Below are 21,660 nucleotides of genomic sequence, written 5' to 3'. Positions count from 1 at the left end.
GCGCGGGGGCGGACGGCGTCCGCGAGGCTGGCCGCCATGCTCCCCCCGGACGCGGACTACGTCATCGTCGGTGCTGGATCGGCCGGGTGCGTCCTGGCCAACCGCCTGACCGAGGATCCCGGCACGACCGTGCTGCTGCTCGAGGCCGGCGGCCCGGACCGCAGCCTGAACGTGCGGATCCCGCTCGCCTTCCCCAAGCAGTTCCACACGAAGCTGGACTGGGACTTCGCCACCGATCCCGAGCCGGGCTGCGCGAACCGCCGGCTGTTCGTGCCGCGCGGCAAGCAGCTCGGCGGCTCGAGCTCGATGAACGCGATGCTCTACGTGCGCGGCCGGCCGCTGGACTACGACCTGTGGGAGCAGGAGGACGCCGCCGGCTGGGGCTGGGACGCGGTGCGGCCGTACTTCCTGAAGGCCGAGACCAACGGCCGAGCGGGCTCGGAGGACCACGGCTACGACGGGCCGCTGCACGTGCGCGACCAGCGCTCGCCGCGGCCGATCAGCCGCGACCTGCTGGCGGGGTTCGAGGCCGCGGGCGTGCCGCGGATCGCCGACTACAACGGTCCCGAGCAGGACGGGACGTCGTGGTTCCAGGTGCTGCAGAAGGACGGTCGGCGGTGGAGCGCCGCGGACGCGTACCTGCGTCCGGCGATGGACCGCCCGAACCTGCGGGTGATGACGCACGCGCACGTCCAGCGGCTCGAGCTGGACGGCCGCCGCGCCACCGGCGTCGTGGTCCGCGAGCGCGGCGGGCACGAGCGGACGGTGCGTGCGGGCCGCGAGGTCCTGCTGGCCGCCGGGGCGATCGGCTCGCCGCAGCTCCTCATGCTCTCCGGCGTCGGACCCGGTGCGCACCTGCAGGCCCGGGGGGTGCCCGTCGCGCACGACCTGCCCGGCGTCGGGCGCAACCTGCAGGACCACCCGATGCTCACCGTCCTCTTCGAGGTCTCCGAGCCGACCACGCTCTACGGCGCGGACCGACCGAAGCCGCTGCTCGAGTGGCTCCTGCGGCGCAGCGGACCGCTGACGTCGTGCGCCGCCGAGACCGTCGCGTTCTGGCGCAGCCGCCCCGGCCTGCCCGCCGCCGACATCCAGTTCCACAACGGCCCGCTGTACTTCGAGCGCCACGGCGAGGAATCGTTCGACGGCCACGCGATCTGCATCGCCCCGGTGCTCGTCGCGCCGCGCAGCCGCGGGCGGGTCGAGCTGACGAGCGCGAGCGCCGGCGACGCGCCGTCGATCCTCACGAACAGCCTGACCGAGCGCGAGGACGTCGACGCGATGGTCGCCGGCATGAAGATGGCCCGGCGCGTCGCGGCGACGGGGCCGCTGGCCGGCAAGGTGGTGCGCGAGCTCAAGCCGGGCCCGGACGCCGAGACCGAGCAGGAGCTGGAGGACGCGCTGCGCGAGCGGGTGGAGCTGATCTACCACCCGGTCGGCACCTGCCGCATCGGCGCGGACGCCGCGTCGGGCGCGGTCGTCGACCCGGACCTGCGCGTGCACGGCATCGAGGGCCTCCGCGTGATCGACGCGTCGGTCTTCCCGCTCATCCCGGGCGGCAACACCCACGCGCCCACGGTGATGGTGGCCGAGCGCGCCGCCGACCTGATCCGGGGCCGCGCGGCCACGCCGGGCGCCGCCCCGACCGCGGGGGTGGCGGCGTGAGCGCCCCGACCGTCGCGCCGGCCGCGCCGCGCGCGTCGACCCGCGCGGCGCACGTCGTGATCGTCGGCGCCGGCTTCAGCGGCATCGGGATGGGCGTGGCGCTCCAGCGGGCGGGGATCCCGTTCACGATCCTCGACCGCGCCGACGACCTGGGCGGCGTCTGGCACGCCAACACCTACCCGGGCGCCGCGTGCGACATCCCGTCCTACCTGTACTCGTTCTCGTTCGCGCAGCGTCGCGACTGGACGCGGCCGTGCTCGCCGCACGACGAGATCAAGGACTACCTGCGCGACGTCGCGACGGCCTATGGCCTGCTGCCGCACCTGCGCCTGGGGACCGAGGTGACGTCCGCCACGTACGACGAGGCGACGGCCCGCTGGACGGTGACGACCGCGGCGGGCGAGACGCTGGACGCCTCGGCCGTCGTGCTCGGGTGCGGCCAGCTCTCCCGGCCCGCGTGGCCGCGCATCCCGGGGATGGACCGCTTCGCCGGCCACGCCTTCCACTCCGCCGAGTGGGACCACGACCACGACCTGCGGGGCCGCCGCGTGGCGGTGATCGGGACGGGCGCCAGCGCGGTGCAGTTCGTGCCCCCGGTGGCCGAGGTCGCCGGGCACGTCGACGTCTTCCAGCGCAGCCCGTCGTACATGCTGCCGCGCCGCAACCGGGCGTACGCCCCGTGGGCCCACGCCGCGATCCGCCGCATCCCGGGCCTGCAGCGGCTGCGCCGCTGGGGCGTCTACACGTTCTGCGAGATCACGACGATCGGCCTGACGACTCGGCCGCTGCTCGGGCGCGCGACGAAGCTGTGGTCGCAGGCGTTCCTGCGCCTGCGGGTGCGGGACCGCGCGCTGCGGCGCAAGCTCACCCCGGACTATCCGATCGGCTGCAAGCGGATCCTGTTCTCCAGCCGCTGGTACCCCGCGCTGCAGCGCGAGAACGTCGACCTGGTGACGGACGACGTCGTCGAGATCACGGAGCGCGGCGTGCGGACCGCGGACGGGCGCGAGCGCGAGGCGGACACGATCGTCTACGCCACGGGCTTCAAGAGCCAGGAGTTCGTCGTGCCGATCCGCGTGACCGGCGCCGAGGGACGCGACCTGCACGGGGGCTGGGCGGCCGGCGCCGAGGCGCACCACGGCATGACGGTCGCGGGCTTTCCCAGCCTGTTCCTGCTCTACGGCCCCAACACCAACCTGTCGGTCGGGTCGATCATCGTGATGATCGAGGCGCAGATCGGCTACGTGCTGGACGCGCTGCGGCTGCTCGAGCGCACCGGCGCCGACGCCCTCGACGTCCGCCCCGAGGTGCAGGCCGCATCGAACGAGGCCCTCCAGCGCGACTTCGACGGCTCCGTCTGGACGAGCTGCTCGAGCTGGTACCGCAACGCCCAGGGCCGCGTCGTCTCGAACTGGCCGCACCTCATGCGCGAGTACGAGCGGCTCGTGGCGCGCGTGCGGCCCGAGGAGTTCCGGCTGGTGCGGGCGGGGGAGGGCGCGGCGACGTCCGCGGGCTCGGGTACGGCTACGGCGGGCATCGGGGACGGCGCAGGGGCGGGCGAGCCGGTGGCCGCGGGCTGAGGGGCTGAGGGCCGCACCCTGCCCCGCCTCGGCAACGGGAGGCGGGGCCGAAGGCTCCGCACCCATCTCCCGCCCCGAAGCCTGGCGGGCGTGGACGCACTACCGGCCGGCCCGGGCGCGGTGCGGGGGGGCCGGGGGTGAGGCGGATACTGCGGGTCAGCCCGCCCACCGCGGCGGGCGCGGGTGGTGAGCACGCGAGGCGGCGGGTGAGGCGGGGCACGGCGGGCAGGTACCGCGGGTGAGGCAGGTACCGCGGGTGAGGCGGATACCGCGGTGAGGCGGATTCCGCGGGTGAGGCGGATATCGCGGGTGAGGCGGATTCCGCGGGTGAGGCGGATATCGCGGGTGAGGCGGATATCGCGGGTGAGGCGGATACCTCGTCGTATGTCGCCGGAAGCCGCCTCGCCAGCGGATTGCGCGTCGGCATGGCGGAGACCCGCCTCGGCATCGCACGGGGCACGCATCGGCCGCACCGAGAAGCCGCCTCACCCTCGCTTGCCCGTGCCCCCAGCTGGCCCCACGGCCGCACCGGTCGCACCCGAGTCGTGTGCCACCAGCGCTTGCGCACCGCACCGGGCGCAGAAGGCGCCTCGGTGGCACCCGAGACGTGCATCGCCAGCGCTTGCCCACCGCACCGGTCGCACCGCAATCGGCGTCACCCGCGCCTCGACACGGCACGAGAAGCGCGTCGTCCGCGCCGACGAGCCGCTTCCCGGTGACCTTCCGCGTCCGAATGCGCGGGTCGTCAGGGGACTGGACCGTCGGCGGCGCGGCGATCGGCACGGCCTTGGCACGTTCTCCGCGCGGGTTCGGCACGCTCGGCCACCCACGCGTCCGTCCGGTCGTCGCACGATGGAGTCGTGTCCGATCGTGCTCTCGCGGCGCTCGCCGCCAAGCAGGCAGGGGTGGTCTCGACGGAGCAGATGCGGGCGCTCGGCCTCCCGGCCGGCGCGGTCTCGTACCGCGTGCGTACGGACCGCCTGTTCCGCGTTCTCCGTGGCATCTACTCCCTCTCTCCCCATGTCGACGAGTGGGGAGTCCGGTGGGCGGCGGTGCTCGCAGCGGGAGAAGGAGCGTTCCTCAGCCACTGGTCGGCTGCCGAGGTCCACGGCTTCGGGCGCGCGCGGGAGCTGCCGGAGGTCACGGTCCCGGGGGTGGGCGGCCGTTCGATCGCTGGGCTCGTCGTGCATCGCAGCCGGCGACCGCAAACCGGTGACGTCGTCGAGGTTCGCGGCCTTCGGGTGGCCAGCGCGCCGCGCACGGTGCTCGACCTGGCCGCCGGCGCGGACGGCGTCGAGGACGTTCGTCGGCTGATCCGCGAGGGCGAGTACGTCGGGGCCCTGGCGCAGGGAGCGATCCGCGATGCCGTCGCCTGCCGGCCCGGAAAGGCCGGGGTCGCGCGCGTTCGGCGGGCCGATCCGGCGACCCGGCAGACCGAGCTCCGCCAGACCCCGATCGAGGACGCCCTTCGTGCGGCGCTCGCTCGCACGCCGCTGCCACCTCCCCGCACGCAGCTCTGGGTCGCCGGAGCCAGCGGGCGACGGTATCGCGCTGACGCCGGGTGGGAGCCGTTCCGGCTGATCGTCGAGGCGGACGGCCGCTCCGCCCACGACCGTTCCACGTCGTTCGAGCAGGACCCCGCCCGGAGCGCCGACCTGGCCGCGGCAGGATGGCTCACCCTGCGCTTCACCCGCAACCAGATCCTCGACGAGCCGCGCATCGTCGCCGCGCGGACGGTCGCGACGGCCCGCACCCGCGGGTGGTCCGGACGGTGACGCAGCGTCGCCGAGCGCCGGATCGAGACCGACGGTCGGCGCGGCCGGCGGCCTGGTCGGCCGGCGAGCGGGGCGGGGGAAGAAGGACTCCGGCGGTCGAGGCGAGGAGGGCCGACGGTCGCGGCCGAAGCCCGGGACGGCTGAGGCGGGACGCAGGGTGCGTCGTGGCGGAGTACGCGCCGCCGAGTTGCGACGCGCGGACGGGCACGGCGGAGACCCCGGACGGCTGGGACGGACGCAGGGTGCGGCGCGGCGGCGTACGCGCCGCCGAGGCGAGAGGGGCGGACCGTCGCGGCGGAAGCCCGGAAGAGCTGCGACAGCACGCAGGGGTGAGGCAGGACCGGCGGAGAGCGCGAGGCCGAACGCGCGCGGTGAGGCGGGAATGAACGGAGGGTGAGGCGGAACGCGCGGGTGAGGCGGACTTGCGCGCGTATGTCGCCGGAACCCGCCTCACCCGCGCATGACGCCTCACCTCGCCCGCGACCCGCCTCACCTCGCCCGCGCCCCGCCTCACCCCTGCCCGCGACCCGCCTCACCCCGCCCGGGACCTGCCTCACCTCGCCCGCGACCCGCCTCACCTGCGCCGAGCCCGCCTCACGCGGCACGGAACCCGCCTCACCACGGGCCCACCCCGCCTCACCACGCCCGGGACCCGCCTCACCACGGGCCCAACCCGCCTCACCACGCCCGGGACCCGCCTCACCACGGGCCCAACCCGCCTCACCCGCGCGGAACCCGCCTCACCTCGCGCGAGACGCGCCTCACCCCGCGCCGAGCCCGCCTCACCCCGCCCGACCCCGGGCGTGATCCCGTCCGCCCGCTCAGTCCCCGCGCAGCCGCGCGGTCGCGAATTCCGCCATCCCCGCGTCGAACGGCTCGCGCGCGACGAAGCCCAGCACGCTCGCCGCCCGCTCGGCCGACGCGAAGACGTGGCGGACGTCGCCCAGGCGGTACTCGCCCGTCACGACCGGGTCCAGGCCGTCGCCGGCGTCGCCCATCGCGGCGTGCAGCGCGCGGGCCATGTCGCCGACGGTGCGCGGGGTGCCGGAGCAGACGTTGAAGGCGCCGGGCACCGGCTCGTCGGCGGTCAGCGCCAGGACGTTCGCGCGCGCGACGTCGCGGACGTGGACGAAGTCGCGCCGCTGGCCGCCGTCCTCGAAGACGCGCGGCGCGCGGCCGCCGGCGAGGGCGGAGCGGAAGATCGACGCCACCCCGGCGTAGGGCGTGTCGCGGGGCATGCCCGGGCCGTAGACGTTGTGGTACCGCAGCGACGTCACCGGCACGCCCGTCTCGCGTGAGAACGCGGTGGCCAGGTGCTCCTGGTGCAGCTTCGTCGCCGCGTAGACGTTGCGGGGGTCGAGCGGGGCGTCCTCGGGGATCGCCTCGGGCGTCAGCGCGCGGCCGCACGCCGGACAGCCCGGCTCGAAGCGCCCGGCGTCCAGGTCGGCGACGTCCCGCGCGGGCGGGGTGACGAGGCCGTGCGCGGCGCAGCGGTAGCGGCCCTCGCCGTAGACGACCATGCTCGACGCCTGCACGAACCGCCCCGCGAACCCGCGCGCGGCGAGCACACGGAGCAGCGTCGCGGTGCCCAGGTCGTTGTGCGAGACGTAGTCCGCGACGTCGCCGATGTCGAGCCCCAGCCCGACCATCGCCGCCTGGTGACAGACGTGCTGGACGCCGTCCAGCGCGCGCTCGACGGCCGCGGGGTCGCGGACGTCGGCGTGGTGCAGGTCGACCCGCTCGTCCACCGTCGGCGGCGCGGCGTGGGCGCCAGGGTGGAACAGGTCCAGCACCCGCACCTCGTGCCCGGCGTCCAGCAGCTGGGCGACGATCGCGCCGCCGATGAAGCCGGCGCCGCCGGTCACGAGGATCATGGCCGCGGAGGCTACGCGCCCCGATAGCGTGGGCGCGTGCCCGACGTCGTGCTGCCCGTCCTGAACGAGGCCGAGGCGCTGCCCTGGGTGTTGGGCCGCTTCCCCGCGGGGTACAGGCCGCTCGTGGTGGACAACGCCTCGACCGACGCCTCCGCCGCCGTGGCGGCCGCCCACGGGGCGACGGTCGTCTCCGAGCCCCGCCGCGGCTTCGGGGCCGCGTGCTTCGCGGGGCTCCAGGCGGCCGAAGACGACGTCGTCTGCTTCATGGACGCCGACGGCTCGTTCGACCCCGCCGACCTGCCGATCGTGGCGGACCCCGTGCTCGGCGGCGCCGCGGACCTGGTCCTCGGCGCCCGCGTCGCGCAGCGCGGCGCGTGGCCGTGGCACGCCCGCCTGGCCAACCGGGCGCTCGGCCTGGAGCTGCGCCGCCGCGGCGCCCGACCGGTCCTGCGCGACATCGGCCCGATGCGCGCCGCGCCGCGCCAGGCGCTGCTCGACCTGGACCTGCAGGACCGGCGCTTCGGCTGGCCGCTCGAGATGGTCGTCCGGGCCGGCCGCGCCGGCTGGCGGATCGAGGAGGTCGACATCCCCTACGCCGCCCGTCGCGGCGGCGCGTCGAAGGTCACCGGCACCGTCCGCGGGACGCTGCGCACGGTCCGCGACATGTCGGCCGTGCTCGCCGACGACGGCGGGCGGCGCGGGTGAGCGCCCCGACCTACGTCGTCATCGCGAAGGCCCCGTTCCCGGGCCGCAGCAAGACGCGCCTCTGTCCGCCGTGCACGCCCGAGCAGGCCGCCGAGCTGGCCGCCGCGGCGCTGCACGACACCCTCGACGCCGTCCTGGCCGCGCCCGCCGGCCGCCGCGTGCTCGTGCTCGAGGGCGACCCGCCGGCGTGGCTGCCGGACGGCTTCGAGGTCCTGCCGCAGCGCGGCGCCGGGCTCGACGAGCGGCTGGCCGCAGCGTTCGAGGACGTCGGCGGTCCGGCGTTCCTCGTCGGCATGGACACCCCGCAGCTGACGCCCGCCGCGCTCGCCGCGGCCTGGGACGCGCTGACCGCCGACGGCACCGACGCCGTGCTCGGGCACGCCCCCGACGGCGGCTACTGGGGGATCGGCCTGCGCGTCCAGCACCGCGGGCTGTTCGTAGGCATCCCCATGAGCGTCGCCACCACCGGCCGCGACCAGGAGGCCCGCCTGCGCGAGCACGGGCTCCGCGTGGCCCTGTTGCCGGAGCTGCGCGACGTGGACGACATCGCGGACGCCCGGGCGGTGGCCGCGCTCGCCCCCGCCTCGCGGTTCGCCCGCGCCCTGGAGGCCCTGGCGTGAACCCCGGCTCCGTCTTCGACCGGCTCCTCGACGGCGGCGCCGACCGCTTCGTCGTGCGGGCGGCGGACGGCGCCGTGTGGTCCATGCCGATCGGGCGCTGGCTCGCGCCCGCCAGCGCCGTCGACGAGCGGGTCCTCGACCGCGCCGCCGGTCCTGTCCTGGACGTCGGCTGCGGCCCGGGCCGCCACGTGCACGCGCTCGGGCGACGCGGCACGGTCGCGGTGGGCGTGGAGCTGTCGCCGGCCGCGGTGCGGCACGCCCGGACGGGCGGCGCGCGGGTCGTCGAGGGCTCGATCTTCGACGTCGCCCCCGACCCCGGCTGCTGGGCGACGGCGCTGCTGCTCGACGGCAACATCGGCATCGGCGGCGACCCCGAGGCCCTGCTGCGGCGCGTCGCGGGCCTGCTCTGTCCCACGGGGACGATCCTGGTCGAGCTCGAGCCCGACGCGGGCGCCGGCCCGGACACGACGTCCGTCTGCGTGCGGATGGAGGACGCGGACGGGCTCGTGAGCGAGTGGTTCCCGTGGTCGTGGGTGGCCCCCGACGCGATCGACGCGCCGGCGGCGGCCGCGGGCCTGCGCGTCGCCGAGCGGTGGGCGGACGGCGGGCGGCACTTCTGCGCGCTGCGGCCCCGGTGAGGGGACCGCGGCCGTGACCCCGCCCGGCCCGTTCCGCCCCGGCGCCTGGCGCAGCCCGGTCCGGGGGCCGTGGCTGACCGCCGTGCTGGGGCTCGTCCTGCTCGTCGGCTTCCCCGTCGTCTTCCTCACCGGCCTGCTGTCGCACGCGGCGTACCTGCCCGGGCTGCCCGGCAACGCCGTCGTGCCGCCGGACCTGCCGCTGCAGCCGCCGGCGATCGACTGGCCGACCGACCCGGCGTGGCTCTACGCCCTCAATCAGGGCGTCCACGTGACGCTCGGCATCGTCCTCGTGCCGGTGCTGCTCGCGAAGCTGTGGTCCGTCATCCCGAAGCTCTTCGCCTGGCCGCCGGCCCCGACGCCGAGCGAGGCGCTCACGAAGCTCGCCAACCTGCTGCTCGTCGGCTCGGCGTTCTTCCAGCTCGCCACCGGCATCGTCAACGTGCAGCTCTGGTACCCGTTCCGCTTCGGGTTCGTGACGGCGCACTTCTACGGCGGCTGGGTGCTCATCGCGTCGATCGCCCTGCACGTCGCGGTGCGCCTGCCGCTGCTGCGCCGGGCGCTGCGGACCACCCGCGAGCTGCGGCCGCTCCGCACCCGGCTGCAGGACACGCGTCCCGAGCCGTACGCGCCGGGCGGCCTGGTGTCGCCCGACCCGGCGCCGCCGACGATCTCGCGCCGCGGCCTGTTGGGGCTGGTGGGTGCCGCGTCGGGCGGGCTGCTCGTCGTCACCGTCGGGCAGAGCGTCGGCGGCCCGCTGCGCGACCTGGCGCTGCTCGCGCCGCGCGGCAACGGGCTGGCGCAGGACGGCCCGAACGGCTTCCCGGTGAACAAGACGGCGCAGGTGGCCCGGATCACGCGCGAGATGGTCGGCGCCGCCTACCGGCTCGAGCTCGTCGGCGCCCGCACCGCCCGGCTGTCCCGCGCCGACCTGCTGGCGCTCGAGCAGGAGACGTACGCGCTGCCGATCGCCTGCGTCGAGGGCTGGTCGACGACGCAGGAGTGGACGGGCGTGCGGCTGCGCGACCTCGGCGCGCTCGTCGGGGCGCGGCCCGACGACCTGCTGCACGTCGCGTCCCTGCAGCCCGCCGGGGCGTTCCGCCGCGCGACGCTCTCGGCCGACCAGATGGCGGACGACCGCGCGCTGCTGGCCCTGCGCGTGAACGGCGCCGACCTGTCGCTCGACCACGGCTACCCGGCGCGGATCATCGTCCCGGCGCTGCCGGGCGTGCACAACACGAAGTGGGTCGGCAGCCTGCGGTGGGGGGCGGCGTGAGCGGGGCGGCGCGCACCTGGCGGCGCTTGTACGGGGCCACGCCGCTCCACCTGCTCGTGCACCTGGCGGGCTTCGCCCTGATCGCCTGGGCGCTGATCGCGGTCTTCGGCCACTACCACGCCACCGCGGGCAACCTGGCCCTGTGGCTGCTCGCCGGCGCCGTCCTCAACGACCTCGTCGCGCTGCCGCTCTACGTCGGCGTCGACCGCCTGGCGCGGGCGGCGTGGGACCGGGTGCGGGCCCGCACGGGCGTGGGGCGGGCCGCCGATCTCGTCCCCGGGAACGGCCACGTCCGGGTGCCGGTGGCGATGTCGGCCGCGCTGCTGCTCGTCTACCTGCCGAACGTGCTGGGGAAGGCGCCGGTCGGCCACCGGCTGGCGACCGGCCTGCCCCAGCAGCCGGACTACGCGGTGCGGTGGCTGCTGATCACGGCCGCCCTGCTGCTCGCGTCCGCCGCCGTCTACGCCGCGCGGCTCATGGCCGCAGCCGCTGCAGCTCGCCGTGCGCCGCGCCCGTGACCCACACCGTGCCGTCCCCGGCGTCGACGGCCACGGTCTGCGGCTGCTCGACGGTCGGGAAGCTGCGGCCCGTGCGCGACCCGCGGTACGCGCGCAGCTCGACCAGGCGGTTCTCGCGCGGCAGCGTGACCCACAGCCGCTGACGCTCGGCGTCGAGCGCCATCCCGTACGGCTCGCTCGACAGGTACTGGCGCCGCTTCAGGGCCAGCTCCTTCCCGTCCCACTCGAAGATGAGGACGGCGCGGCCGGTCGTGTCCGCGACGTAGCAGACGAGGGTGGGACGGCAGGCGATGTGCGTGGGCCCCACGCCGGCGGGCGCCGACGCGAGCGGGCGCAGCGTGCGGGCGTCGAACAGCTCGAGGACGCGCTCCTTGACCGCCACGACGGCGACGATCCGGCCCTCGTCGAGCGTCGCCAGGCCGCCGGGCTGCAGGGCGATGCGCCGCCGCGCCACGACGCGTCCGTCGCGCACGAGCTGCAGCTCGTTCCCCAGCTCGGCACCCACGGCCACGGCCCCGCCGGCCACGGGCGTGGCGTCGTGCGGCTGCCGGCCCACCGGCGTGTCGGCGACGACCCGGCCGCGCGGGTGCCGGCCGCCGAGCGAGACCTGCACGAGCCGGTCGCGCTCCTCGTCCGGCACCAGCACCGGGCCGCCGTCGCCGGCGAGCTGCAGGTGGCGCGGGGCCCCCGGCAGCGACACGCGGTCCACCACGCGGCCGCGGTCGCCGTCCACGAGCGCCAGGCGCGCCGGCCGGCGCAGCCCGACGGCGACCAGGCCGGTGCGGGCGTCTGCGACGATCCCCTCCGGCCGGTTGCCGACGGGGAAGACGTCCCCCGCCGGCGCCTGCGTCTGCGTCGGCGCGCGCGGCGGCTCGGCCGCGGGCGGCAGCTCGGCCGCGGGCCGCGAGCCACAGCCGGCGATCGAGAGCACGGCGGCGACGGCCGGCGCGAGGAGCAGCGATGACCGCAGAGCCAGCACGAGGAGCCACAGCATCGCAGCCGCGTGGCCTGCGTCGGCTGGGGTCCCCGGTCGCGGCGCGGCCCGGCCGGGAGCGGGCGGTCCTGCTCGTGCTGCTCGGGCTGACCGTGCTGACGCTGCTCGTCGGCTGGTTCCGCGGCCGCCAGCGGGGCGAGCTCGGGACGGCCACGCCGCCGTTCGTGTTCGGCTGGCTGCCGCTGGTCGACGTGCCGTGGGCGGTCGCCGCCGCGGTCGTCCTGGGCCTGGCGGTCGTCGCGGCGCCGCGCCTGCGGGACGCCCGGATGCCGCCGCTCGCCACGGCCGGCGCGCTCTTCGGCGTCGCGCTCGCCGCGGGCCTGACGGTCGGCGCGGCCCGGCGCGGCACGTACGGGTGGTGGCAGATCTTCGACCTGGGCCCCCGCGGGTCGTTCGAGGCGGCGAACGAGTACCTGCCCGGGCTGCCGACGCTGCACTGGGGCGTCGGGAACTACCTGGACCGCTTCGCCGAGGTCGTGCCGAGCCAGCCCGTGAACATCGCGGGCCACCCGCCGCTGCCGCTGCTGCTCATGCGGGCGATCGGCGCCGACACCGCGCCGACGCAGGCGGCGCTGTGCATCGTCTGCGCCGCCCTCTGCGCGCCGCTCACGTACGCGATCGCCCGCAGCCTGCGGGCCGGGGAGGGGACGGCGCGCACGGCGGGCCTGCTGGCGGCGCTCTCGCCGATCGTCCTGCTGGACGGCGTGACGTCGATGGACGCGGTGTTCGCGGCCGCCGGCGCGGCCGCCGCGGCGCTCCTGCTGGCCCGCAGTCCGTGGCTCCTGGCGCTCGGCGGCGTGGTCTTCGGCGCGTGCACGCTGCTGTCCTGGGCGCTGCTGGGCGTCGGCGCGGCCGTGGCGCTCGCCGTGCTGCTGCGCGACGGGGTGCGGCGGGCGGTGGTGGTCGCGGCCGTCGCGGGCGCCGGGTTCGTGGGCGGCAACGCGCTGCTCGCCGCGGGCTGGGGCTACGACCCGGTCGCGACGCTGCTGAACACCGAGGCGGTCTACCGCAACAGCCTCGCCCGGGTCCGTCCGTGGTGGTTCTGGGTGCTCGGCTCGCCGGTGGCGTGGGGGATCATGCTCGGCCCGGTCGTCGTCGCGGCGCTGGCGCGCGCCGCCCTGCGCCGCCACCCCGCCGCCGTGGCGATCGCGGCGGTGGTCGTGTTCGCCGCCGTCGCCGGCTTCACGAAGGCCGAGACGGAGCGGATCTGGCTCATCTTCGTCCCGCTCGCGTGCGTCGGCGCGGCGTACGCGCTGCCCGCGCGACGGCTGCGGTGGGCGCTCGGGTGGCTCGCCGCCCAGGCCCTCGTCCTGCAGCTGCTCGTCGAGACGGTGTGGTGAGCCGCTAGGCGACGCCGCAGATCGCCGCGACCTCGTGCCACGTCGGCGGGCCCACCAGGTCGGGCAGCTCGCCGTGCGTCGCGCGGCGTCGGCCCTCGGCGGTCGAGCAGAAGCGCGGGTCCGGCACGATGCCGACCCGGCCGATGAGCAGGCGGTCGGCGTCCCAGCACGTGGCGATCGTCGGCTCGTCCGACAGCGTCCCGCGGGTGTGGTCGCGCAGCGCTTCGGCGAGGATCCCGGCCCGTCCGTCGTCCAGGACGACCAGGGCCGCGTCGCGCAGCTCCTCGAGCAGCAGGGCGGCGCGCGGCCCGTGGTCGATGTCGCGGCCGTCGTCCTCGCGCTTGGCGTCGTGCAGCAGCGCGAAGAGCAGCAGCAGCTCGCGGTCGGGTCGCTCCGCGGCGGGCAGGCGGTCGGCCGCCTGGGCCAGCTCGCCGGCGGTGGCGCCGACGGCGCGCCAGTGGTCGACGCCGTGGATCTGCGACCCCATGTGCGTCGCACGCGCCTCCACCGCGGCCACGAGCCGGTCCAGGTCCTGCCACGCGCGCGTCATCCGCCGCATCGTCGCAGGCGTCGCCGGGCCGCCGCGCGCCGACGGCCGCGGCGGGACGGCGCGCGTGGCAGGGTGTGGGCCGGGCGGCGCGTCGGCCCGGCGCCCGCACGTCTCCCGTGGCCGGCCGGAGGCGCCCGTGCCCATCGACTTCCACGACCCCGCGAACCGCGAGACCTACGCCGGCCGGACCGCCGACGGCGGGTGGGCCGCCGCCGTCACCGCGATCGTCGACCCCCGGGGGTGCGACGTCGTCGACGTCGGCTGCGGCGGCGGCACGTACGTGCGGGCCTGGCGGCGGCTGGGCGCCCGCCGCGTCGTCGGCGTGGACTTCAGCGAGACGATGCTCGGGACGGCCCGTCGGGCGACCGCCGGCGACGCGGGCGTGGAGCTGGTGCACGGGGACGCGACGGCGACGGGCCTGCCGGACGGGTGCGCGGACGTCGTCTTCGCGCGGGCCCTGGTCCACCACGTGCCCGACCTCGGCGCGTTCGCGCGCGAGGCGCACCGGCTGCTGCGGCCGGGCGGGACGTGCATCGTCCAGGACCGGACGATGGACGACGTGCGCCAGCCGCCGAGCGCCCGGCACGTGCGCGGGCTGCTCTTCGCGCGCGCCCCGCGGCTGCTGCAGGTCGAGGCGGCCCGACGCCCGTCGACCGCGGACGTGCTGGGCGCCCTGCACGACGCGGGACTCCACGACGCCGCGACCGCGTCGCTGTGGGAGGTGCGGACGCGCCATCCGTCGCGCGCCGCGCTGCTGGACGACCTGGCGGCGCGCCGCGGTCGCTCGATCCTGCACGAGCTCGACGACGCCGAGCTCGGCGACCTCGTCGACGCGGTGCGCGCGGCCGTGCCCGGCGGACCGGTCGTCGAGGAGGACCGCTGGACGCTCTGGACGGCCCGCCGGTGAGCCGCGTCGTCGCCGTCGGCGCCATCAACGTCGACCTGGTCGTCCGCGTGCCGACGCTGCCCGCCCCGGGCGAGACGGTCGTGGGCGGCGACCTGGGCCGGTTCGGCGGCGGCAAGGGCGCCAACGGCGCGGTCGCGGCGGCGCGCCTGGGCGCCGGCGTGGCGCTCGTCGGGGCGGTGGGCGCGGACGACGAGGGGCGGCGGACGCTCGACGACCTGCGGGCCGCCGGCGTCGACGTGACGGGGGTCGCCGTCCGCGACGACGCCGCCACGGGCGCGGCGCTCATCGTGGTGGACGACGCGGGCGAGAACCAGATCGCCGTCGCGGCCGGCGCGAACGCCGCGGTCCGCGCGGGCGACGTCGCCCGCGAGGTCGCGCGCCGGGTGCCGGGCGCCGGGTGCGTGCTCGTCAGCGCCGAGATCCCGGACGACGCGGTGGCCGCGGCCGTCGCGGCGGCGACGGGCGCCGGCGTCCCGTGCGTGCTGAACCCCGCGCCGGCCCGGCCCGCGCTCCTGCCGTCAGCGGGGGCGGGGGTGGTGCTGACCCCGAACGCGGGCGAGGCGTGCGCGCTGGCCGGCACGGACGACGTGGCGGAGGCCGCCGCCGCGATCGCGGCCCGCACCGGCGCGGACGTGGTCGTCACGCTCGGCGGGGACGGGACGCTGCTCGCGCGGCCCGGCCGCCCGCCGGTGGGCCGCCCGGCGCACCGGGCGACCGTCGTCGACACCACCGGCGCCGGCGACGCCTTCAACGGCGCCCTCGCCGCGCGCCTCGCCGCCGGCGACGCGCTCGAGGACGCCGTGGCCTACGCGGCCCGCGCCGCGGCCCTGGCCGTCGGCCGGCCCGGCGCCCGCGAGGGGATGCCGACGGCCGCCGAGGTCGCCGCGGCGTGAGCGCCGGCGTCCGCCGGCCGAGCGCGTCGGCGCGCCACCCCGGCCGGTGGACGGGCCCCCCTCCTGGCCGCGCGGCCAGGCATGATGGCCCGTGACCCGACCAGAGGGAGCCGCATGACCGAGCCGATGACCCTGGAGCGTGAGGACGGCCTCGCCGTCCTCACGATCGCCAGCCCGCCGCTGAACCTGTTCGACCGCGCGATGTTCGATGCGCTGCGCCGCCACGCGGCCGCGCTCGAGGCCGACCCGCCGCGCGGGCTGCTGATCCGCGCGGACGGCTCCGTCGTGTCCGGGGGCGTCGACGTGCACGAGTTCGACGGGCTGAGCGTCGAGCAGGGCGCCGAGCTGTGGCGCGACCTGCTGCGGGCCGTCACCACGATCGAGCGCCTGCCGTGCCCGGTCGTCTTCGCCGCGCACGCGCTGACGCTGACCGCGGCGTTCGAGCTCGCGCTGGGCTGCGACCTGATCGTCGCCGGCCGCTCCGCGAAGTTCGGGCTGGTCGAGACGGTGGTCGGCCTGACGCCGTCGATGGGCGGCCCGCAGCGCATCGCCGAGCGCGCCGGCTCCGGTCGGGCCCGCGAGCTCGTGATGACGGCCGAGCTGTTCGACGCCGAGACGCTCGAGCGGTGGAACGTCGTCAACCGCGTGTGGGAGGACGACGAGGTCGACGCGCAGGCGCGTGCGCTCGCGCGCCGCCTCGCGGACGGGCCGACGCGGGCGCACGACGCGACGAAGCAGATCGTCCGCGCGTGGTGCGACGACGGCCTGGCGGGGGCCGACTCCGTCGTCCCCGCCGTCTCGGGCGCCCTCTTCGGCACCGAGGACCTGAAGAACGCCGTGCAGGGCTTCCTGGCGAAGGGCCCGAAGCACGGCACCCCGGCGCACGGCCGGTAGGTCGGCCGCGCCGCCGGGGCGGTGACGGCGACCCGCGGGCGGCGCGCCCGCGGGTCAGCCGGCGAGCGGGGTCTCGTCGAGCCGCTGGCGCAGCTCGACGACGGACGTGAAGACGTTCACCGCGCCCGCGTCCGTCAGCTCCTGCTCGGAGAAGCCGCCCGTCAGCACCGCGATCGTCGGCACGCCCGCCTTGCGCGCGGCCTCGATGTCCCAGGGCGTGTCCCCGACCATCACGGCGTCGTCGGTGCCGAGCTTCTCGAGCGCCGCCCGCACCAGGTCGGGCGCGGGCTTCGTGTTCTCGACGTCCGACGAGGTCGTCCACGAGTCGACGAGCTCGCGGGCGTCGAGCAGGTCCAGGTAGTGGTCGACCTCCTTCGCCCGCGCCGAGCTCGCCAGGCAGCACTTGCGGTCGCCGGCGGACAGGGTCTCGATCAGCTCGCGCGACTCCTCCAGCGCGTGCACGGACGCGATCGACGCCAGGTAGAGCGTGCTCTCGGCGGCGCGGATCTCGTCGCCGACCTCCTCGTCGGCCTCCTCGCCGATCAGCTCCTTGACGAGCTGGTCGCCGCCCATGCCGATCGAGCGGTGGATCCGCCAGATCGGCAGGACGAAGCCGTGCTGCGTGAACGCCTCGTTCCAGGCGAGCGTGTGCTGGTAGTTCGTGTCGACGAGGGTGCCGTCGATGTCCAGGATGGCGGCGGGGGCCGGCATGCGGTGCTCCCTTCGGGGGCGGGTCAGTCGCGGACGATCGCGGGGATGGCGGCCGCCGCGGCGTCGCGGAACGGCGTCGGGGTGACGCCGAAGACGGTGGGGGCCGCGTTGTCCTCGACGACGAGGTCGTCGTGCAGCCCCTCGAGCAGCGCCGTGATCGTCGGCCGGTCCTCGTCGGCCACGAGGCTCGCGACCGCGCCCTCCAGCTTCGGGACGCTGCCGGGGACCGGGACGGCGCGGTAGGGCTTGTCGAGGAGGTCGGCGATGATGCGCATCATCTCCTCGATCGTCAGCGTGTCCGGGCCGGCGACGTCGTAGCGGCCGGGCGGCGCCGTGCGGGCCGCCGCGAGGCACTCGAGCACGTCGGTGATCGCGATGGGCTGCGACGGCCGGTCCCGCCACGAGGCGGTCGCGAGCACCGGGAGCCGCTCGACCATCTGCACGAGGGTCTTGAAGGACCCGCTGCCGGCCCCGACGGTCATCGACGCGCGGACGGCGACGAACTCCGGCGCGGCCTCGCCGAGGATCTCCTCGACCTCGTGCCGGCTGCGCAGGTGGACGCTCGCGTCCGGGCGGTAGCCGACGGCGCCCATGTAGACGATGCGCCGCAGTCCGGCCTCCTGCGCGGCCGAGCGGAAGTTGGTCGCGGCCTCGCGGTCCTGCGCGGCCAGGTCGCCGGTCGTGTCCATGGAGTGGACGAGGTAGTACGCGACGTCGACGCCGTCCAGCGCGGCGCCGAGCGTGTCGGGTTGCGAGAGGTCGGCCTGCACGACGTCGACGGCCTTGCCCTCGGGCGGCCGGAAGTGCGACGGCGTGCGGGCCAGCGCCCGCAGCTGCACGTCCTCGCGGGCCAGGCGCTCGACGAGCTGCGAGCCGATGAAGCCGGTGGAGCCGGTGACGAGGCAGACGTCGCTCATCGCGCCGCCGCCCCGGTGCCGCGGCGGCCGAGCGCCCGGCCGACGGCGCGGGCCCGGTCGCGCGCCGCCCGCTCGTGGTCGCGCGGGGCGGGCTCGCCGTCACGCGCCGCCGCCGGCCGGCGCAGCAGCTCGCGCACGCGCTGCAGCCGGCGGTGGTCGCCCGCGCGCCGCGCGGCCAGGAGGGCGGGGGCGGGGACGGGGAGGGGGAGTGTGGACATCGCGCCGCTCGGCTACCCCCGCGCCCCCGGGGCGAAACGGCGCCCGCCGGCGCCTTCGCGGGCCCCGGGTCGGCCGGCCGCGCGGCCCCCGGTCAGCCGCGGGCGGCGGGCCGCGCGGGCCGGCGGGGGCACCGGGCGCGGCGGTCGGCGGGGGCGGCGCTCGCGCGCGGACGGCCGAAGTCCTGCACCCACGTCGGCCCGGCGTACGCCCCCGGCCCCCGGGTGTCGACGCCGACCCCGAGCTCGGTGAAGGCCGGCGAGAGCAGGTTGCGACAGTGTCCCGCGCTGTCGAGCCACGCCCGCAGGACCGCGCGCGGCGTGGGCTGCCCCGCGGCGATGTTCTCGCCGAGCGCGCTCCAGCGGTAGCCCGCGGCCTCGACGCGGTCGGTCAGGTCGGTCCCGAACGGCGCGGGCGACGGCGCGTCGTGCGCGAAGAAGCCGCGGGCGGCCATGTCGCCGGCGTGTCGGCGCGCGGCCCGGCGCAGGTCGGCGTCGCGGCGGACGGCACGCAGGCCGGCGGCGCGGCGCTCGTGGTTGACCAGGCACAGCACGGCGGCCTCGGCCCGGGCGGGGCCTTGGGCCGCCGGGGTGCGGTCGGCGCCGGGGCACCGCGGGCGCGCGGCCGGCGAGGGCGCGGGGGCGGCGAGCGCGCCCAGGAGGGCGGCGACGAGCAGCGCCAGCGGCATCCGGACGGCGCGCACGCGCCGAGGGCCGCGGCGGCGGGGACGGGGCGGCGCGAGAGGGCTCATGGGCGAACGATAGGGACGCTGCGGCCGGCCGGGGGACGGAATCGCGACGGGCACGAGCGCGAACCCGCCACGGCGCGCACCGCACCTTCCCCGTCGGAGTCGTGTTCCCTCCTCGGAACACCAATCGGCCGAGTCCGCGTCCCTCCGGGGGCGGGGAGCGGGGGAACCACCTGGGTCGTCGTCGGCCCCGGGGCGAATCGCCGTCGTCAGCGGCGTAGCGCGCAGCGCGAGCCCGTCAGCTCACCTCGTAGGCCACGGACCAGCAGGAGCACACATGGCATCGACGATGACCGCACGCACGGGCGAGCTCTGGCGCCTCGGGGTCCCCGACGAGGAGTGGGCGTTCACGGCGCCCCGGCCGGGCCGCCGCGACCTCGGCGAGCACGAGGTCTGGGAGCGCTCCCTCGTGCGCTCGCGTCTCCGCCGCGAGTCAGCGGCCGCGCGCCGCCCGGGTCTGCGCCGCGGTGCGAAGGGCCGGATCGCGGCCGCCCTCGTGGGCGTCACCCTGGCCGTCCCGGCCACCGAGGCCGTCACGGCGGGCACGGCGGACGCCGCCCCGCTGGCGAGCGGACTGCTGAAGCGCGGCGACAGCGGGTCGGCCGTCCGGGCGCTCCAGCGCGCGCTCGGCGTCGCCGCCGACGGCGAGTTCGGCGCAGCGACGGCGAAGGCCGTCCGCGCGTTCCAGCGCGCCCACGGCCTGCAGGCCGACGGGGTGGTCGGCGCGCTCACCGCGGCGGCGCTCGGGACGGGGACGGGGACGGGGACGGCGAAGGCGTCGTCCGCCGCGAAGGCCCGCGGATCGTCCGCGTCGGCGAAGGGGGCCGACGTCGATCTGTCTGCGGCGACGATCCGCAGGATCCAGCGCGCGCTCGGCGTGTCGGCGGATGGCACCTGGGGCCCGCAGACCCGCAAGGCGCTGCGCGCCCACCAGCGGGCGCACGGCCTCGAGGTCGACGGGATCCCCGGGCCGCGGACGCTGGCGAGCCTGGGCGTCTCGGCCACGGGCGCGCACGCGTCGACGGCCGACGACGGGGATGCGGGGACGAGCACGGGGACCGGCGCGGGCGCCGCGATCGCCGCGGCGCGGACGAAGATCGGCGCCCCGTACGCGTCGGGCGCGACGGGACCGTCGTCCTTCGACTGCTCGGGCCTGACGCAGTGGGCGATGCGCAAGGCGGGCGTCTCGCTCCCCCGCACGAGCTTCGCCCAGTACGGCGTCGGGTCGTCCGTGAGCAAGGGCGCGGTGCAGGCCGGCGACCTCGTGTTCTTCTCGACGGCCGGCGCGGGGGCGTCCCACGTCGGCATCGCGACGGGCCCGTCGACCGCGATCTCGGCGACGTCGCACGGCGTGATGGAGCACTCCTTCACGTCCGGCTACTGGAGCCAGCACTACGTGGGCGCGCGGCGCGTCGCCTAGCCGCGGGCGGCCGCGAGGGCGCGGGCCAGGCGGCCCGCGCCCACGGTGGTCGCCCCGGCGTCCACCACCCGCGCGGCGAGCGCCCGGTCCGACGTCACGACGACGTCGCCCGGGACCGCGAGGTCCGCGAGCAGGTCGTCCGCGTGCGGCACGAAGCGGACGTGCACGACGGTGGCCGGGACGTCGTGCTCCGGACCGTCGAACACCACGACGACCGGCGCGGACGCCGGCAGCCCGGTGAGCGCCAGCACGGAGGCGCGCGCCGACTCCAGCTCGTCCACCAGGCGGCGACGTGCCGCGGGCCGATCGCGCCACCAGCCGTCGGGCCGTGACCCCATCACGTTGGAGCCGTCGGCGAGCAGACGACGGGGGTTCGGGGCGGACACGCTCCCAGTCTGGCGTGTCGGTGTGGTAGCCGTAGGACATGACGCCAACGCGTGTCCCGCCGTGCACGACCCGATCGACCTGATCCTGGAGGCCGCGGGCCTGCGGCCGGACTGCGAGGGGCTGTGGTGCGACCCCTCCCGGATGCTCGGCGTCGCGCTGTCGCCGGCGGGGCTCTTCGTGGGGTGGCTCGACGTGGGGTGGACGGCGACGGGGGAGCCCTTCGACGAGATGCGGGACGTGACGCACCTCTCCCCGTCGGTCGCCCTGCCGCTCCTCGAGCGGGACCTGGGCATCGCGCTCGCCGAGGCGACGGGCGCCCGGGAGGAGCACCTGCGCCGGTGCCTGTGGTGCGGCGGCCGCTACGTGCCGGGCCGGATGTACGCGATGGACCGCTGTCAGGGCTGCGCTCCGGGGCGCCGTGGCGAGGGGTGACCGCGGCGGCGGGCTGGGGGACGCGAGCCCGGGGACCCGGCCCGGGGGTCCCGCGACGGACGGGGCGGCGACCGACGCGGAGGCGTCGGCGCCGCCGGGGGGAAGGGACGCGGCGGGAACCGCCGGGAGCGAGGACGACGAGCGGGTCGCGGGGACGCCGACGGTCGTCGCTCTGCGGACGCCGGGGGCCGAGGCGCGGGACGTGCCGGAGGGGCGCGACGCACGATTCTCGGAAAGCTGTATCTTTCTCGAGCCGCTGGAGCGCGGCGCACCGCAGAGCCCCGAGTCGCCGACAGGCGGACGGAGGGGGAAGCGGGGTGGAGGGCTCCAGGGGTGTCGGAGATCGGAAGCGATCCAGACGGCGGGCCGGAGATACCGGCCGACACACGCCGGACAGGATCTGCTAAGGTTCTTCGGCCGCTGAAGACCTCAGCGATTCGCTTGGCAGGCTGGTTTCGACCGGCCGACATGAGCCGGAGCGGGTCTGCTAAAGTCCTCAGCCCGCACCGAGCGATCGGTGTGCGTCTCTCCAAGGTTTGAACACCCTGGTCCGTAGGGGCGCGGCGGTCTTTGAAAACGCAACAGCATGCGCATGTCTCTCGA

At 77.0% G+C, this 21,660-nt stretch carries 22 protein-coding genes and 1 riboswitch; of the genes, 14 read left to right on the top strand and 8 right to left on the bottom strand.

Annotated features, from left to right (window positions below; translation table 11 throughout):
* Positions 1-36 precede the first annotated feature (36 nt).
* The 3 genes from J3P29_RS18685 (at position 37) to J3P29_RS18675 (ending at position 5,020) form a co-directional block, all read left to right on the top strand.
* Entirely contained in the window at positions 37-1,665 is a 1,629-nt protein-coding gene (locus J3P29_RS18685) for a GMC family oxidoreductase N-terminal domain-containing protein (protein WP_210495858.1), read from the top strand.
* Entirely contained in the window at positions 1,662-3,245 is a 1,584-nt protein-coding gene (locus tag J3P29_RS18680) for an NAD(P)/FAD-dependent oxidoreductase (RefSeq protein ID WP_210495857.1), read from the top strand. Before J3P29_RS18685 ends, J3P29_RS18680 begins: the two co-directional genes overlap by 4 nt.
* An 860-nt stretch (positions 3,246-4,105) precedes the next feature.
* The gene (locus J3P29_RS18675) at positions 4,106-5,020 is read left to right on the top strand and encodes a type IV toxin-antitoxin system AbiEi family antitoxin domain-containing protein (RefSeq protein ID WP_210495855.1); all 915 of its coding nucleotides are present in this window, start codon (positions 4,106-4,108) and stop codon (positions 5,018-5,020) included.
* A gap of 821 nt (positions 5,021-5,841) precedes the next feature.
* Here J3P29_RS18675 and J3P29_RS18670 read toward each other — a convergent pair.
* Positions 5,842-6,894 (bottom strand): NAD-dependent epimerase/dehydratase family protein, encoded by a 1,053-nt coding sequence (locus tag J3P29_RS18670; RefSeq protein WP_210495854.1) that lies wholly within the window; start codon positions 6,892-6,894, stop codon positions 5,842-5,844.
* Positions 6,895-6,930: 36 nt separating this feature from the next.
* On the opposite strand from J3P29_RS18670, the gene J3P29_RS18665 reads away from it, so the two are divergent.
* The 5 genes from J3P29_RS18665 to J3P29_RS18645 are packed head-to-tail and all read left to right on the top strand — an operon-like array spanning position 6,931 to position 10,648.
* On the top strand, positions 6,931-7,599 hold the full coding sequence (locus J3P29_RS18665; RefSeq protein WP_210495852.1) for a glycosyltransferase family 2 protein: 669 nt from the start codon (positions 6,931-6,933) through the stop codon (positions 7,597-7,599).
* Positions 7,596-8,219 (top strand): TIGR04282 family arsenosugar biosynthesis glycosyltransferase, encoded by a 624-nt coding sequence (locus tag J3P29_RS18660; RefSeq protein ID WP_210495851.1) that lies wholly within the window; start codon positions 7,596-7,598, stop codon positions 8,217-8,219. The genes J3P29_RS18665 and J3P29_RS18660 overlap by 4 nt, the downstream gene beginning before the upstream one ends.
* A complete protein-coding gene (locus J3P29_RS18655; protein ID WP_210495849.1) occupies positions 8,216-8,857 on the top strand; it encodes a class I SAM-dependent methyltransferase in 642 nt (213 codons plus the stop codon). Before J3P29_RS18660 ends, J3P29_RS18655 begins: the two co-directional genes overlap by 4 nt.
* A gap of 13 nt (positions 8,858-8,870) precedes the next feature.
* Complete coding sequence (locus J3P29_RS20970) at positions 8,871-10,130, top strand: molybdopterin-dependent oxidoreductase (protein WP_210495848.1); 1,260 nt, start codon at positions 8,871-8,873, stop codon at positions 10,128-10,130.
* A complete protein-coding gene (locus J3P29_RS18645) occupies positions 10,127-10,648 on the top strand; it encodes a hypothetical protein (RefSeq protein ID WP_210495847.1) in 522 nt (173 codons plus the stop codon). The genes J3P29_RS20970 and J3P29_RS18645 overlap by 4 nt, the downstream gene beginning before the upstream one ends.
* Here J3P29_RS18645 and J3P29_RS18640 read toward each other — a convergent pair.
* Positions 10,605-11,642, bottom strand: a complete 1,038-nt coding sequence (locus J3P29_RS18640; RefSeq protein ID WP_210495845.1) for a hypothetical protein — start codon at positions 11,640-11,642, stop codon at positions 10,605-10,607. The two genes, J3P29_RS18645 and J3P29_RS18640, sit on opposite strands and share 44 nt — an antisense overlap.
* On the opposite strand from J3P29_RS18640, the gene J3P29_RS18635 reads away from it, so the two are divergent.
* Positions 11,609-12,982: a hypothetical protein gene (locus J3P29_RS18635; RefSeq protein ID WP_210495843.1), complete on the top strand. Its 1,374-nt coding sequence runs from the start codon at positions 11,609-11,611 to the stop codon at positions 12,980-12,982. The two genes, J3P29_RS18640 and J3P29_RS18635, sit on opposite strands and share 34 nt — an antisense overlap.
* A gap of 4 nt (positions 12,983-12,986) precedes the next feature.
* On the opposite strand, the gene J3P29_RS18630 is transcribed toward J3P29_RS18635, so the two are convergent.
* The gene (locus J3P29_RS18630; RefSeq protein WP_210495842.1) at positions 12,987-13,532 is read right to left on the bottom strand and encodes a hypothetical protein; all 546 of its coding nucleotides are present in this window, start codon (positions 13,530-13,532) and stop codon (positions 12,987-12,989) included.
* 136 nt (positions 13,533-13,668) lie between these two features.
* Between J3P29_RS18630 and J3P29_RS18625 the strand changes: the two genes are divergently transcribed.
* The 3 genes from J3P29_RS18625 (at position 13,669) to J3P29_RS18615 (ending at position 16,226) form a co-directional block, all read left to right on the top strand.
* Positions 13,669-14,439 (top strand): methyltransferase domain-containing protein, encoded by a 771-nt coding sequence (locus J3P29_RS18625; RefSeq protein ID WP_210495841.1) that lies wholly within the window; start codon positions 13,669-13,671, stop codon positions 14,437-14,439.
* Positions 14,436-15,332, top strand: coding sequence for a PfkB family carbohydrate kinase (locus J3P29_RS18620; protein ID WP_210495839.1), 897 nt, complete (start codon positions 14,436-14,438; stop codon positions 15,330-15,332). Before J3P29_RS18625 ends, J3P29_RS18620 begins: the two co-directional genes overlap by 4 nt.
* Before the next feature lie 114 nt (positions 15,333-15,446).
* Positions 15,447-16,226, top strand: a complete 780-nt coding sequence (locus J3P29_RS18615; protein WP_210495838.1) for an enoyl-CoA hydratase/isomerase family protein — start codon at positions 15,447-15,449, stop codon at positions 16,224-16,226.
* Positions 16,227-16,280: 54 nt separating this feature from the next.
* On the opposite strand, the gene J3P29_RS18610 is transcribed toward J3P29_RS18615, so the two are convergent.
* The 4 genes from J3P29_RS18610 to J3P29_RS18595 form a co-directional block, all read right to left on the bottom strand.
* Complete coding sequence (locus J3P29_RS18610; protein ID WP_210495837.1) at positions 16,281-16,937, bottom strand: HAD family hydrolase; 657 nt, start codon at positions 16,935-16,937, stop codon at positions 16,281-16,283.
* 23 nt (positions 16,938-16,960) lie between these two features.
* Positions 16,961-17,854 (bottom strand): NAD(P)H-binding protein, encoded by an 894-nt coding sequence (locus J3P29_RS18605; protein WP_210495835.1) that lies wholly within the window; start codon positions 17,852-17,854, stop codon positions 16,961-16,963.
* The gene (locus tag J3P29_RS18600; protein WP_210495834.1) at positions 17,851-18,072 is read right to left on the bottom strand and encodes a hypothetical protein; all 222 of its coding nucleotides are present in this window, start codon (positions 18,070-18,072) and stop codon (positions 17,851-17,853) included. Before J3P29_RS18600 ends, J3P29_RS18605 begins: the two co-directional genes overlap by 4 nt.
* A 92-nt stretch (positions 18,073-18,164) precedes the next feature.
* Complete coding sequence (locus tag J3P29_RS18595) at positions 18,165-18,821, bottom strand: CAP domain-containing protein (RefSeq protein ID WP_210495833.1); 657 nt, start codon at positions 18,819-18,821, stop codon at positions 18,165-18,167.
* A gap of 116 nt (positions 18,822-18,937) precedes the next feature.
* Positions 18,938-19,092, top strand: a riboswitch (cyclic di-AMP (ydaO/yuaA leader).
* Positions 19,093-19,107: 15 nt separating this feature from the next.
* On the opposite strand from J3P29_RS18595, the gene J3P29_RS18590 reads away from it, so the two are divergent.
* Positions 19,108-20,238, top strand: coding sequence for a peptidoglycan-binding protein (locus tag J3P29_RS18590; RefSeq protein ID WP_210495832.1), 1,131 nt, complete (start codon positions 19,108-19,110; stop codon positions 20,236-20,238).
* Here the strand turns inward: J3P29_RS18590 and J3P29_RS18585 are convergent.
* A complete protein-coding gene (locus tag J3P29_RS18585; protein WP_349239892.1) occupies positions 20,235-20,624 on the bottom strand; it encodes a DUF188 domain-containing protein in 390 nt (129 codons plus the stop codon). The genes J3P29_RS18590 and J3P29_RS18585 overlap by 4 nt on opposite strands.
* Positions 20,625-20,685: 61 nt before the next feature.
* Between J3P29_RS18585 and J3P29_RS18580 the strand changes: the two genes are divergently transcribed.
* Positions 20,686-21,057: a hypothetical protein gene (locus J3P29_RS18580; RefSeq protein ID WP_210495831.1), complete on the top strand. Its 372-nt coding sequence runs from the start codon at positions 20,686-20,688 to the stop codon at positions 21,055-21,057.
* Positions 21,058-21,660 lie beyond the last annotated feature (603 nt).

The organism is Patulibacter sp. SYSU D01012, assembly GCF_017916475.1.
Taxonomy (GTDB): domain Bacteria; phylum Actinomycetota; class Thermoleophilia; order Solirubrobacterales; family Solirubrobacteraceae; genus Patulibacter.
The sequence above is the reverse complement of the archived record's forward strand: the minus strand, read 5'-3'. Positions and strand labels throughout refer to the sequence as shown.

Coding starts and splice junctions, on each gene's coding strand:
- J3P29_RS18640 (WP_210495845.1), bottom strand. CDS start 11,642: ATGCTGTGGCTCCTCGTGCTGGCTCTGCGGTCATCGCTGCTCCTCGCG.
- J3P29_RS18600 (WP_210495834.1), bottom strand. CDS start 18,072: ATGTCCACACTCCCCCTCCCCGTCCCCGCCCCCGCCCTCCTGGCCGCG.
- J3P29_RS18630 (WP_210495842.1), bottom strand. CDS start 13,532: ATGACGCGCGCGTGGCAGGACCTGGACCGGCTCGTGGCCGCGGTGGAG.
- J3P29_RS18670 (WP_210495854.1), bottom strand. CDS start 6,894: ATGATCCTCGTGACCGGCGGCGCCGGCTTCATCGGCGGCGCGATCGTC.
- J3P29_RS18610 (WP_210495837.1), bottom strand. CDS start 16,937: ATGCCGGCCCCCGCCGCCATCCTGGACATCGACGGCACCCTCGTCGAC.
- J3P29_RS18595 (WP_210495833.1), bottom strand. CDS start 18,821: ATGAGCCCTCTCGCGCCGCCCCGTCCCCGCCGCCGCGGCCCTCGGCGC.
- J3P29_RS18605 (WP_210495835.1), bottom strand. CDS start 17,854: ATGAGCGACGTCTGCCTCGTCACCGGCTCCACCGGCTTCATCGGCTCG.
- J3P29_RS18635 (WP_210495843.1), top strand. CDS start 11,609: ATGACCGCAGAGCCAGCACGAGGAGCCACAGCATCGCAGCCGCGTGGC.
- J3P29_RS18615 (WP_210495838.1), top strand. CDS start 15,447: ATGACCGAGCCGATGACCCTGGAGCGTGAGGACGGCCTCGCCGTCCTC.
- J3P29_RS18685 (WP_210495858.1), top strand. CDS start 37: ATGCTCCCCCCGGACGCGGACTACGTCATCGTCGGTGCTGGATCGGCC.
- J3P29_RS18590 (WP_210495832.1), top strand. CDS start 19,108: ATGACCGCACGCACGGGCGAGCTCTGGCGCCTCGGGGTCCCCGACGAG.